Source organism: Ursidibacter maritimus, assembly GCF_009761395.1.
GTDB classification, from domain to species: Bacteria; Pseudomonadota; Gammaproteobacteria; order Enterobacterales; family Pasteurellaceae; genus Ursidibacter; species Ursidibacter maritimus.
In genome coordinates, this window is record NZ_LEKN01000036.1 from 1 (window position 1) to 12,855 (window position 12,855).

Below are 12,855 nucleotides of genomic sequence, written 5' to 3' on the forward strand. Positions count from 1 at the left end.
AGCTTAATTCACCCAATCGCAATGGACGAAGGTTTACGTTTCGCGATTCGTGAAGGTGGCCGTACAGTAGGTGCTGGCGTTGTAGCGAAAATCATCAAATAGTGCGACAAGTTGTCGTGCTTATGGCAATAACTCCTTATATATCAAGGAGTTATTGTTGAGAGTAAGTGGTATTCGTGCCACTTACTTTCGACTATTCTGATAGCTCTAGGAGCTTGAAGGGTAGGCAGACCAAGAACGGAGCGTTGCTCAAGACTTGGTTCTAAGTTGGGAAAGATAATGTCCAACTTTATGCGGTAATAAGGTATGGTCTTCACTTTGACGTACTTAATTTCTTTTTAGGAATTAAGAAGAGTAAGAAAGCAAGATCCGTTATCGAAAGATATAACTACCGTTAGTCGCCTGCATTATGTAGAGTGGCTTGGGTCAGATCCTAAACGTTAATATCGTCCATAAAGACTAATTGTCCAACCTACTATAAATAAAGTCCCAAAGGTTTTCGGCATTCTGAGAAAAACCGACCATAAGAAAGTGGAATTTCTTATGATTGAATGTATCTTTTACGACTTATCTTTACATAGGGACGTTCCAAACAGGAAGCACCCATTGTGGTTTGAGAATAATAACCACCCGTGAATGGCTTGCGGTAACAGCACGGCTATCTATCGGTTCAAATTTACCTAAGCTGTCATCTCATAATCTTACTTAACTCTGTGATAAATAGACATAATCCTCTATGTTTACAGCGGCATAGGTTCGATCTATCTGATGATAAGTGGTTGATTTACAATGTTATTCTAGAAATGACAAAAGTAAGTTTTTAAAGCAATAGTAAGGGCTTATTTATTATCACTTAGTAAGTATGCGTAAGCTGTTATTACCATTGTTACAATCAATAACGTTGAAGATATATGCAGTACAACAAAATTGATGAGTGTAACCTGTTATGTAACTAGCAGTAACCTAGGGATAGTGCATTACTGGCAACGGTAATGTATGGAGCTTCCTGACAATGTACACCCCGAAAGGGTTATTGAAATCGTGAGAAGACAATAAGAAAGCATTAAACTACATAATGCTGAGTGGCTAGGTTGAGTGGAAAGATAAACGTAAGTGAACAGTTGATAAACTTCGTTAGATTTGAAGAGCCTACGGTAGTTATTGGCTCTAACCAAAAGGTATGCAGTGGGTTATTCCTTTTATTTGTGGGAATACGTTACCGAAACACTGTCGGAGAACAGACTGTATCTTCCCCACTCGTGTGGTGATAATGGAACTTGGTAAGCCTATATTTTCGCCTGAACAGGCAGGTAAAGCGTAAGTGATACTGTTGGAAATGTAGGTAAAAGAGGTTAGAGAAAGCGAACGTTGTGCTGTAATGGTGCAAATAGGGTATGAGAGATGACCTAACCCGAAAGGGTGCAGACTTCTAACTGGTCTTTCATCGCAAGATGTCTGACAATTCCTTAATGTTTGAACAGGGAATAAAAGAAAGCGAGCGTTGGCTTGCTGATTAGTAATAATCAAATAAACCAACGCAAGCACTCTTTATCCTTAATGATAAACCAAGAGTGTAAGTCTATTGGTAACGATAGCCACTCTTGAAGTGTCCAAACAGAAAGAGGAACTATCTATATACCAAGAAAACTTATCTCTTCACGGAGGTAAGTATGAAAGAGCAAACTCATCATACTAAGAAATTAGTAGGCAGTCCAGCTCCAACGACCTCGCACATATCACAGTGGCATTATATCGATTGGTATAAGGTGAACAGGTATGTGAAAGGAATGCAGGTACGGATTGCGAAGGCAACACAGGAAAGCGATTGGCGTAGGGTTAAAAACTTACAACGAATGCTGACCCACTCGTTTTATGCGAAAGCATTAGCAGTACGACGAGTGACTGAAAATAAAGGCAAACGAACCGCAGGTGTCGATAAAACGATTTGGGATACACCTAAATTGAAATGGCAAGCAATTAGTGAACTTTCAGGCAAAAAGTATAAGCCAAGCCCATTAAAGCGAGTGTTTATACCCAAAGCAAATGGAAAGAAACGCCCCTTGGGTATTCCAACGATGAGAGATAGAGCTATGCAAGCCTTGCACTTGTTGGGATTACAACCTGTTGCAGAAACCTTGGCTGATAAAAGCTCTTATGGATTTCGGATAAGCCGCTCAACGGCAGATGCGATTAACCATATACACAGTATTTTCTCTTTAAGGGGAGAAAAGAAATCAGCAGAATGGGTACTTGATGCAGATATACAGGGGTGTTTTGACCACATTAGCCACGATTGGCTTATTAAGCATATTCCAATGAACAAACGGATATTGCGGAAGTGGCTAAAATCAGGTGTGGTTGAGTTCGGACAGTTAAAGGCAACGAAAGAAGGTACTCCACAAGGGGGAATAATCTCGCCAACTTTAGCGAATATGGCACTAGACGGATTGGAAGCCTTGCTTGCTGAGCATTTTGGTAAAAAGCAAAGCAGGCAGATAATCCGTAACAAAACCTATATGGTACGATATGCGGATGACTTTATTATTTCGGGAAGTTCGCAAGAAATACTGGAAGAAAAAGTGATTCCATTAGTTAAAGGTTTCTTGGCAGAGCGTGGCTTAACGCTATCCGAAACAAAAACTAAAATTGTACATATTGAGCAAGGATTTGACTTTTTAGGCTGGACAGTTCGACGGTTTAAACGGAAAGTACTTATCAAACCGAGTAAGAAAAATGTGGAAACATTTTACCGAAAAGTGAAAAAAGTATTGACCGAAATGCGTACTGCCAAGCAGTCTGACATCATTAAAGTATTAAACCCAATGCTCAGGGGGTGGGCAAACTATCATAGACATATTGTTGCAAAAGCAACCTATAATCGAATGGATATGTTAATTTGGAAAGTCTTATGGAAATGGTGTCGCCGCCGTCATTCAAATAAAGGGAGACGTTGGATAAAAGAGAAATACTTTTGTACTACGGCAACTCGGAATTGGGTGTTTGGCACAGTAGATACTAATGAAAAAGGCGAACAATATCCTCTTGATTTGCTTTATTGTAGTGATACTAAGATAAAACGACATAAGAAAATAAAAACAGATTACAATCCGTTTTTACCTGAATGGGAATTGTATAAAGAAGTTTTAAACCAATGTAGACTTTATGAAGAGCAATCTCATAGACAGCAATGGCAAGCTTTATTCAAAGAACAGAAAGGGAAATGTATGTTATGTCAAGGTATAATTACAAAAGAAACAGGTTGGCACGACCATCATATTACCTATAGAGTATTAGGTGGTTCAGATAGCTTGAGTAACCGATGTTTGGTACACCCAACGTGTCATACGAAAATTCACGCTTTAAATTTGAAAGTGGTGAAGCCGACTACAATGTAGTTAATAGAAAGGCTTGAGCTGTATGCAGAGAAATTTGCTTGTACAGTTCTTAGGGGGCTAGGTTGCAGTAATGCAATCTGGCTACCCGATATTGATGTAGCAAAAGCGAATAAATAGAAGGCGTACCTTTGGGTACGCTTTTTTTTTTGCAAAAAATACTGAGAATCTTACCGCTTATTTTCTCAATAGATCTCAAATCGTTTCTTTTTAGTGTTAATTTATGTTCTAATAGCGACTATAAATTCATAACATTAGTATTAAGGTTTAATCTATGTTAAGCGGTCTAATTATTGGGCTTTTACTTGGTTTTTTCTTACAACGTGGGCAATTCTGTTTCGTTTCGGGTTTCAGAAATCTTTACACCAAACGAGATATTACATTTCTGACTGCATTATTGATTGCAATCTCTATTCAATCTGTCGGTTTTTTCTTGTTAGCGAATTTAGAACAGATTACTCTTCCAAATACTCAACTTCCATTGATCGCAACTATTCTCGGTGCATTTATTTTTGGGATTGGAATGGTATTGTCGAATTGTTGTGCAAGTGGAGGCTGGTTTAGAACAGGTGAAGGGGCAATGGGAAGTTTAGTTGCACTAGTCTGTTTTAGCATTACAATGGCAGCAACCCAAACAGGAGCGTTAAAGCATTGGATTTCCCCTTTACTACTTGAAACGATTGCTTTAGACAACATTCATCTTACTCTACAAATTTCTCCTTGGTATCTAGTCGCATTACTACTTTGTATTACTCTGACTCTCGTTATTCTCCATTTTCGTCAAGCAAAAACAACGCAGGGAACTCAACAAGCGGTCAGTTTTCAACTACTTTTTACAAAAACTTGGCATCCTTTTTTAACGGCGGTGTTCATCGGGCTACTTGGTATTGTAGCGTGGGTGTTTAGTGCTGAGACTGGACGTAATTATGGTTTTGGGGTTGCTGTACCTAGTGCAAATGTTATCCAATATATTGTAATTGGGCAACAACGCTATTTGAATTGGGGAAGCTATTTTGTATTAGGGATATTATTAGGTTCATTTTTAACCGCTAAATTATCGGGTAGTTTCGAGTTAAGAATGCCTGATGCTCGGGAAATTATTCGCAGAATTTTAGGCGGAATTACGATGGGGATTGGGGCCGCTTTAGCAGGTGGTTGTACGATTACCAACTCTTTAGTTTCCACCGCTTATTTCTCTTGGCAAGGTTGGTTGGCTACCCTAATGTTTATTTTAGGCAGTTGGTTTGCCACTAAATTTATACGCACTCGTTTTTAGGTTAAATAGATGAAGTCCATAAAATCCTTACTCTGTTGTTTACTCTGTTTTTCTCTTACAGCTTGCGATGAACAGCATACGATTAAAGAGATTGATACACCCACACTTTTGGCAAATTTAGACAATCCCGACATTGTGATTATTGATGCAAGGGAAGATAGTCTTTATAACGGTTTTAAAGAACCATACGCTAAACGTGGCGGGCATATTAAAGGGGCAATTCAATTTCGTTGTAATTGGTTTGAACGGATTGAAGCCAGCAAGTTTGAGCAATTTGCTACCCAAAAGGGAATAACCAAACAGAAGAAACTCGTTATTTATGATACTGATCCTGAAAGTTTAGCTTGTATCAGTGCCGAATTTGCAGCAAAAGGTTATCAAGTTCAATTATTTAAAGAGTTTGTCAGCTATGCGAATGTAGATGACTATCCAATGGCATTTTTCCCGAATTTCCAATATAGCGTTTCACCGAAATGGCTAAATCAACTCCTTAAAGGCGAAAAGCCGGAAAGTTACCATAATCAGCAATTTATGTTATTTGAAGTCTCTTGGGGAGAGTTAGGTAAAGCGAAATTTTATACTCAGCATATTACTGGCGCTTATCACTTTGATACTAATTGGGTGGAAGATTCCGCACCTATTTGGAATTTATCCGATCCGAAGATTATTGAACAAAATTTACTAAAAAATGGCATTACCAAAGATAAAACTATCGTGCTGTATTCAGATAACCCACTGGCCGCTTATCGTATCTTCTGGGTACTAAGATGGGCTGGGGTAGAAGATGTTCGAGTATTAAATGGTAATCTTTCAACTTGGATGGACGAAGGGTTTGCCACAGAAACTAAGGTTAATATACCACAGCCTGAAACCCGTTTTGGTGCAGTTATTCCTGCTAATCCACAAATCAATATTGCTTTACCACAACAAGCATTTCAGCAACAACAAAATGGCTTAAAGCTAATTAGTAGTCGGACTTGGGAAGAATATATTGGTGAGCAAAGTGGTGATGATGCAATTCATAACACCGGCGAGCCACTAGGAGCAATTTGGGGATTTGCTGGCTCTGCCCCTTCGAATATGGCAGATTTTTATGATCCTGATGACACACTACGCAACCCAAAAGAAATTGTTGAATTATGGAAATCTCAGCAAATTTATGCAACGGATCATCTGGCTTTCTATTGTGGAACAGGCTGGAGAGCATCTGTTCCTTGGTTTATTACCCAACTACTCGCTTGGGAAAATAGTGCCGTCTATGACGGTGGTTGGAATGCTTGGCAAATGGAACCTCATTTGCCAGTACAAAAAGGTAGCATCGGGAAAATGAAACCCGATGCGAAAAATGACTCAGGCAGATTGCTGAAAAAAAGCAATTCTTGTCGTGGTTAATTTCTCTTATGTATAAGGAAACACAATGAAACTTAATAAACCGCTACTTGCAATCACAATAACAATGGCGTTGGCTGCGTGTGATGATAAATCTGTTAAAACAATTTCAATCACCGATTTAGTAAAAAACATTGATAACCCAGACTATGTGATTATTGATGGACGACACGATAGCTTATACAACGGTTTTAAAGAAAAAAATGCTAAACGTGGTGGGCATATCAAGGGGGCAGTACAATTCAGCTGTGACTGGCTACCGCATATTGCCGATGATAAGTTTGAAAGTTTTGCCAAAAATAAAGGATTAGATAAGGCTAAAACTTTAGTCTTTTACGATTCTGATCCTAAGCAGTTAGATTGCTTAGCAAATAAATTTGCTGAAAAAGGTTATAAAGTCCAAGTTTTTAAAGATTATATGGATTATGCAAATGGTGATTATCCATTAGAGAATTTTGAACATTTTGCTTATAGTGTTTCACCGCAATGGATCAACAGCTTAATTCAAGGTGAAAAACCAGAAACCTATCATAATGATAAATTTATGATTTTTAATGTGGCTTGGGGAGATATTGCTCAAGCAGATTCTTATAAACAACATATCCCGGGTGCATATCATTTCAATACAGACTGGATAGAAAATGACCCTGTTTGGAATTTATCTGATCCTAAAGTGATTGAACAAAATCTATTAAAGAATGGTATATCCAAGGATAAAACTATTGTGCTTTACTCCAACAACCAATTAGCCGCTTATCGTGTGTTTTGGGCGTTGAAATGGGCGGGAGTAGAAGATGTTCGTGTACTAAATGGTAATTTAGAGAGCTGGACAAAAGCAGGCTTTACCACAGAAAGTACAGTAAATACCCCTGAAGCTGTTAGTGAGTTTGGTGCAACTATTCCGCAAAACCCACAATATAATATCTCAATGCCACAAGATGCGATCAACCGTCAAAAGCAAGGGCTAAAACTTGTTAGTAACCGAGCGTGGAATGAATATGTCGGTAAAACCAGTGGTTATGATTATATCCCAGGAAAAGGCGAGCCAGCAGGAGCAATTTGGGGATTCGCAGGTACGGATTCATCGAATATGGCAGATTATTACGATGTTGATGACACATTGCGTAATCCAAAAGAAATTTTTGCTTTATGGAAGGAACAAGGAATCAATCAGGGAGATCAACTTGCGTTCTATTGCGGTACTGGTTGGCGTGCGGGTGTTTCTTGGTTTATAACTCAGCTTGCGGGTTGGAACGATACTTACGTTTATGACGGTGGCTGGAATGCGTGGCAGATGGATTCTATATTTCCTGTACAAAAAGGTGCTCCTAATAATATGCAGCAACCAGATGCTAGAAATGACTCGGGTAAGCAGTAATTGATTAAGAGTTAATCAGTACAAAATAACGATACAGAAATGCACCAATGTTTAATTTCTTGGTGCATTTTTACTATTTATCGTGCAGATAACTACAAATAAAGCCAGCGATCTGCTCTACATTATTGATGTCCAAAGCGTTCTCTCTTTCAATAGGGTAATCTGTAGCGGTGGCAATAGTGAAATTGTCTATTTCAGGTAGCGGTTTTGCTATGCCTTTACGATGTAATTGGATTTTAGGTAGTTGCTCGTGTTTAAACCCTTCCACCAAAATCAGATCAAGCTCCTTATCTGCAAATTGTGCAACTAAGGTTTCAAACGATGCCATTGTTTGTGTTTCCGTCATTAACGCCCAACGTTGCTCACAAGCAATCATTGTTGGATTTGCTCCAGCTTGGCGTAAGCGATAGCTATCTTTTCCTGCTTTATCAATATCAACATTATGATGGGAATGTTTAATTAACCCAACTTTCAACCCCTTTTCTGAAAGACGTGGAATTAACTTTTCTAGCAACGTAGTTTTCCCAGTACCGCTATATCCTGTGATTGCCAAAATAGGTTTTTTGCAAAAATAATGTGAGATCTGACCGCTTGCTAACTGTTCAGCGCAATTAAAATTTTGGAATGACTCTGGCTGTTCAGAAAAATCAACAGCGACATAACGCTGTGAGTGGAAAAATTGGAGTACTCTACGTTCGCCACAAGCGAGATAGTTTGTTAGGCAAGGTAAAATAGAACGATGTAATAAACAAAATGTCGGGTGAGCTCGTTCGCCATCGTGTGCGTAGGCAATTTGTGCTTGATTAATGCGTAATGCTGTGGTGAGCTTTTGGCATAAATTCAGCGGTACAAAAGGACTATCACAAGGGACAAATAGCAAATATTCACTCTCGATTTGCTCAAATCCCGACAACATACCACTCAATGGACCTTGGAAGTCGTTTAATTTATCGGAATAGTAAGGAATAGTTGGGTATTTTTGAGCATATTCGTGATGCAAGCGGTTTATATTCAAGAAAATTTTGCAAGTTTGGGGTTCAAGACGTTCAATAATATGGGAAATTAAGGCTTTGCCAGCAAAATGTTGCAAGCCCTTTTCTACGCCGTTAAAGCGGCGTGCAAGCCCCCCAGAAAGAATAACTGCTGCGATATTATTTATTTCTGCCATTTTTCGTCCTTTTTTTGCAAAATAGTGATGAAAAGTATATGATTTCACCCAATTTTTCCACATTTTTTTAGGGTTTTAAGATGAAATGTAAACGTTTAGAAGAAGTCCTTGAATTATTAGGCGAACATTGGCGTAAAGAGCCAGATTTACATCTATTGGATCTGCTCCACAAGATTGCTGAAGAAGTTGGTGAGTCAAACAATTTAGATGCGTTGCGAGATGAAGTGCTCATTTATCAACTTAAAATGCGTGGTAAAGATAAATCAGAAGTGATCCCTGGGCTTAAAAAAGATTATGAAGATGATTTTAAAACCGCATTATTAAAAGCACGTGGAATTTTAAGTGAGTAATATTGTCGAATTCAACTCCATTTACTCGGGATATTTTATTAAGGTTATTTATGAAAAAATTAGTTTTAAAAACGGCATTTGTTGCACTTTCTGCACTTTTTACTTTAAATGCTAGCGCAAATACGTCTGCTCCAGTGGCAAATAAAGAGTATATTCAAGTTAAAGAGACACCATCTACACAGAAAGAAGTGTTAGAGTTTTTCTCATTTTACTGTCCGCACTGCTACGATTTCGAATTCCAGTATAAAATTCCATCTACCATTAAGGCTGGCTTAGATAAAGATGTTGTGTTTAAGCAATACCACGTTGATTTCTTAGGTCGTCAGTCTGAAAGTCTAACAAGAGCATGGGCATTAGCAATGGCTCTTGGGGTAGAAGATAAGGTCAAAACCCCATTATTTGAAGCTGCACAGAAAGATAGTATCAAATCAATGGAGGATATTCGTGCCATTTTCTTAGCAAATGGTATTACTGCTGAACAGTTTGATGGCGGTATTAACAGCTTTGCAGTGAATGGTTTAGTGAATAAACAAACTCAAGCGGTTAAAGAGTTTAATGTGCGTGGCGTGCCAGCTTTTTATGTGAATGAGCAATATCAATTAAATTTAGAAGGATTCTCGGATTCTCGCACAACGGAAGAATTTGTTAAACGTTACATTGATGCGGCACTGTTTTTAGTGAAGAAGTAAAAATTCTTTCAAAATGATATAAAAAATGGCTTAAAGTTAATCCTTTAAGCCATTTTTGTTAATCGATTGCAGGGGTGTAGTTACCCTGTACAATAGCATCTTTAATATGCTCTGCCTCATTCAATACTTGTTCAAGTAGGGCTTTCACATTATCTAAAGTTGCGATTGGGCTGAGTGTTGTCATTTTCAACGACTGCACGTTGCCGACTTTTGTTACTCCAATGTTTGCTTCGCCTCGTGCAAAGAGTTCGTCAGCAACATTTTGGTTGAGTGCATCAATAAATTCCACTGGGTAGTCAGTTGGTTTAACTCGGAACAAGACTGATGCAAATTGTGGCTCAACCAGTAACTCTAAGCCTTCAGTGGCATTGATATAAGCGGCAACATCACGAGTTAATTTTACGCCGTGGTCGATCATTGATCCGTATAAGTCTTCGCCTAAAGCTTCAACCGTAAACCATAATTTTAAGGCATCAAAACGGCGAGTTGTTTGTAACGATTTTGCCACTAAATTTGGTACACCATGTTCTTCGTCATATTCTGAATTGAGATAATCAGCTTTGTAATCAATATAGCGATATTCTGCTTCATCTTTCAGTAAGAATGCCCCACAGGAGATGGTTTGGAAGAAATGTTTGTGGAAATCAAGGGTTACTGAGTCGGTTAATTCAATGCCGTCTAACCAATTACGGTATTCATTAGAGAGTAATAATGCACCACCCCAAGCAGCATCAACGTGCATCCAAATACCATATTTGTCGGTAACAGCGCGAATGGCTTTTAATGGATCAATTGCCCCTGCATCAGTTGTCCCTGCAGTTGCCACTACGCAAGCAACAATTTTGCCCTGAGCGGTGAGATCCGCGATGGTTTTTTCAAGTGCAGTAACGTCCATTTGTGCGTTGGCATTACAAGGTACAGTAACAACAGATTGGAAACCCATTCCCATCATTGCCATATTTTTTTGTACCGAGAAGTGTGCATTTTCAGAACAGATTACTTTTACTTTTTGCATTGCTTCTGCAGGAATGCCATCTCGTTGTACAGACCATTCGCTACCGTCACTGTTCTTCCAATGCTTAGCAATACACGCATCACGAGCTAATAACACACCCATTAAGTTAGATTGTGTGCCGCCTGATGTGAATACACCAGCTTGCCCTTTACCGTAGCCAACTTTTTCTCGCAACCATTCAATAAGCTGAACTTCCATTAGTGAACCAGCAGGGCTTTGATCCCAAGAATCCATTGACTGATTGGTGGCGTTAATCAGCACTTCAGCAATTTGGCTAGTTACCATCGTTGGGCAGTGTAAGTGTGCTAAAGAGTGTGGGTGATGAACCTTCAAACTCTTATTTAAGAATAATTCAACTAAGCGGTTAAGGGATTGTTCAACACCTAAACCTTGTTTAGACGGTTGGAATGCAATTTCTGAGCGGAGTTGTTTAATGCTACCGCCAGTGTACATTTTTGTATTTTGTAGCCAAGAACTTACCGCTTGTACTGCATTTTGCATTGCGGATTGGTAGTCGGCAATAGATTGTGAATCGTTACAGAACAGCGCCTGTTTATGTTTTTCAAGAGTTGTCATTGATTATTTCCTAAAGAGTAAAATTCTGCCCCATAATAAGTGGGGCAGAATTTATGATATTGGCTTTTTAGCTACGGGTCGCTTTTAGTGCATCTTGTACTGCTTGGGTAAAGCGTTTAATCATCTCTTCACATTCTGATTGAGTAATGATTAACGGGCAAAGGATACGAACCACATTACCGCCACGTCCACCACGCTCAAGGAGTAATTTGTGTTTAAAGCAAGCTTTTTGAATTTCTGCGGCTAATACACCATCGGCTGGGTAAGCACCGATACGATCTTGTGGTTGGCGTTCATCGACAATTTCAATACCGATCATTAAACCTTTACCACGCACGTTGCCGATACAACCAAATTGCTGAGCAAGTTTTTTCAACTCTGCCTGTAAGAAATCGCCACGCTGTTGTGCATTTTGAGCTAGGTTCTGTTCTTTCATTACTTTTAAAGACGCATAACCTGTTGCCATTGCTAATTGATTACCGCGGAACGTACCTGTGTGTCCGGCTGGTTGCCACGCATCAAACTCTTTTTTGATGGCTAATACTGCTAATGGTAAGCTACCACCAACGGCTTTAGACATTACCACTACATCAGGCTCAATACCTGCGTGTTCAAAGGCAAACATTTTGCCTGAACGACAGAAGCCTGCTTGAACTTCATCTAAAATCAATACAATACCGTGTTTTTTAGTCACTTCACGAATTTTTTGTAACCATTTCACTGGTGCAGTAACCACGCCACCTTCGCCTTGAATGGCTTCTAAGATAACAGCTGCTGGTTTAACTACACCGCTTTCCACATCTTCAATAAAGTTTTCGAAATAGTAGGTAAGGGCATCTACACCCGCTTCTCCGCCGATGCCCAATGGACAACGATATTCGTGTGGATATGGCATAAACTGCACTCCAGCCATTAAGTTCTGAACGGCATTTTTAGCATTAAGATTACCCGTCATTGATAATGAACCATGAGTCATTCCGTGATAGCCACCAGAAAATGAAATCACATTACCACGTCCAGTATAGGTTTTTGCTAATTTGATTGCTGCTTCTGTACCATCTGCACCGCTTGGGCCACAAAATTGTAAACGGTATTCACCTTTTGGGAAGAAAGAGAGTAATTCTTCTGTAAAGGCATCTTTTAATGGGGTGGTTAAATCAAGGGTATGCAAAGGCAATCCACTGGCTAAGACATCTTGAATTGCTTTGATTACATCAGGGTGGTTATGACCAAGAGCCAAAGTACCAGCCCCTGCCAAACAATCTAAGTATTCGTTTCCTTCAACATCGGTTACCCAACAACCTTGTGCTTTAGCAATCGCTAAAGGTAATTTGCGCGGATAACTGCGAACATTCGACTCCATCTCATTTTGACGGGTTAAATAATATTCATTGGTCGCTTGGTTGATCGGATTTACAGGCGTGTTTGTCATTTGTTTAATAGACCTTCTATAAGAGGTTAAAAAAATAAGTCGGGTGCCTTGCGGGAAGCCTAAGCTTTCTTATTCTAAAAATAAGATGCCTTGGGGCATTTGACTCGCTACTTATTAAAAAAAGCGTTTCAGCTTTTTTGTTTTTACCCTATTTATTCCCGAGAGAATGGGATAGGTTGGAAACAGAGTT

Annotated in this window: 11 protein-coding genes; 8 read left to right on the plus strand and 3 right to left on the minus strand. The window is 39.2% G+C overall.

What is annotated here, in order from left to right:
* The 6 genes from A1D26_RS07885 to A1D26_RS07910 all read left to right on the plus strand — a co-directional run.
* A partial coding sequence (locus tag A1D26_RS07885; protein WP_456300790.1) for an EF-Tu C-terminal domain-related protein occupies positions 1-102 on the plus strand: 102 nt, incomplete at its 5' end.
* Positions 103-1,180: 1,078 nt separating this feature from the next.
* Positions 1,181-1,321: a hypothetical protein gene (locus A1D26_RS07890; RefSeq protein ID WP_157403505.1), complete on the plus strand. Its 141-nt coding sequence runs from the start codon at positions 1,181-1,183 to the stop codon at positions 1,319-1,321.
* Positions 1,322-1,670: 349 nt separating this feature from the next.
* Positions 1,671-3,395, plus strand: coding sequence for a group II intron reverse transcriptase/maturase (ltrA, locus tag A1D26_RS07895; protein WP_157403506.1), 1,725 nt, complete (start codon positions 1,671-1,673; stop codon positions 3,393-3,395).
* 271 nt (positions 3,396-3,666) lie between these two features.
* Positions 3,667-4,668, plus strand: coding sequence for a YeeE/YedE family protein (locus tag A1D26_RS07900; protein WP_157403507.1), 1,002 nt, complete (start codon positions 3,667-3,669; stop codon positions 4,666-4,668).
* A 9-nt stretch (positions 4,669-4,677) separates the two neighbouring features.
* A complete protein-coding gene (locus A1D26_RS07905) occupies positions 4,678-6,060 on the plus strand; it encodes a rhodanese-like domain-containing protein (RefSeq protein WP_157403508.1) in 1,383 nt (460 codons plus the stop codon).
* A 25-nt stretch (positions 6,061-6,085) separates the two neighbouring features.
* Positions 6,086-7,435, plus strand: coding sequence for a rhodanese-like domain-containing protein (locus A1D26_RS07910; RefSeq protein ID WP_157403509.1), 1,350 nt, complete (start codon positions 6,086-6,088; stop codon positions 7,433-7,435).
* 73 nt (positions 7,436-7,508) lie between these two features.
* Here the strand turns inward: A1D26_RS07910 and mobA are convergent, their stop codons facing one another.
* A complete protein-coding gene (mobA, locus tag A1D26_RS07915; RefSeq protein ID WP_157403510.1) occupies positions 7,509-8,603 on the minus strand; it encodes a molybdenum cofactor guanylyltransferase MobA in 1,095 nt (364 codons plus the stop codon).
* Between the two features lie 80 nt (positions 8,604-8,683).
* Between mobA and A1D26_RS07920 the strand changes: the two genes are divergently transcribed.
* Both A1D26_RS07920 and dsbA read left to right on the plus strand, forming a co-directional pair.
* On the plus strand, positions 8,684-8,953 hold the full coding sequence (locus A1D26_RS07920; RefSeq protein WP_157395300.1) for a DUF1040 family protein: 270 nt from the start codon (positions 8,684-8,686) through the stop codon (positions 8,951-8,953).
* Positions 8,954-9,003: 50 nt separating this feature from the next.
* The gene (gene dsbA, locus A1D26_RS07925; protein ID WP_157403511.1) at positions 9,004-9,642 is read left to right on the plus strand and encodes a thiol:disulfide interchange protein DsbA; all 639 of its coding nucleotides are present in this window, start codon (positions 9,004-9,006) and stop codon (positions 9,640-9,642) included.
* Positions 9,643-9,700: 58 nt separating this feature from the next.
* Here dsbA and ddc read toward each other — a convergent pair whose 3' ends face one another.
* Positions 9,701-11,233 (minus strand): L-2,4-diaminobutyrate decarboxylase, encoded by a 1,533-nt coding sequence (gene ddc, locus A1D26_RS07930; RefSeq protein ID WP_157403512.1) that lies wholly within the window; start codon positions 11,231-11,233, stop codon positions 9,701-9,703.
* A gap of 67 nt (positions 11,234-11,300) precedes the next feature.
* Entirely contained in the window at positions 11,301-12,665 is a 1,365-nt protein-coding gene (locus A1D26_RS07935) for a diaminobutyrate--2-oxoglutarate transaminase (RefSeq protein ID WP_157403513.1), read from the minus strand.
* Between the last annotated feature and the right edge of the window lie 190 nt (positions 12,666-12,855).

Bases quoted from the DNA above. Each gene is read 5' to 3' on its own strand.
- A1D26_RS07890 (WP_157403505.1), top strand. From the start codon at position 1,181: ATGCAGTGGGTTATTCCTTTTATTTGTGGGAATACGTTACCGAAACAC.
- ltrA (WP_157403506.1), top strand. From the start codon at position 1,671: ATGAAAGAGCAAACTCATCATACTAAGAAATTAGTAGGCAGTCCAGCT.
- A1D26_RS07900 (WP_157403507.1), top strand. From the start codon at position 3,667: ATGTTAAGCGGTCTAATTATTGGGCTTTTACTTGGTTTTTTCTTACAA.
- A1D26_RS07905 (WP_157403508.1), top strand. From the start codon at position 4,678: ATGAAGTCCATAAAATCCTTACTCTGTTGTTTACTCTGTTTTTCTCTT.
- A1D26_RS07910 (WP_157403509.1), top strand. From the start codon at position 6,086: ATGAAACTTAATAAACCGCTACTTGCAATCACAATAACAATGGCGTTG.
- mobA (WP_157403510.1), bottom strand. From the start codon at position 8,603: ATGGCAGAAATAAATAATATCGCAGCAGTTATTCTTTCTGGGGGGCTT.
- A1D26_RS07920 (WP_157395300.1), top strand. From the start codon at position 8,684: ATGAAATGTAAACGTTTAGAAGAAGTCCTTGAATTATTAGGCGAACAT.
- dsbA (WP_157403511.1), top strand. From the start codon at position 9,004: ATGAAAAAATTAGTTTTAAAAACGGCATTTGTTGCACTTTCTGCACTT.
- ddc (WP_157403512.1), bottom strand. From the start codon at position 11,233: ATGACAACTCTTGAAAAACATAAACAGGCGCTGTTCTGTAACGATTCA.
- A1D26_RS07935 (WP_157403513.1), bottom strand. From the start codon at position 12,665: ATGACAAACACGCCTGTAAATCCGATCAACCAAGCGACCAATGAATAT.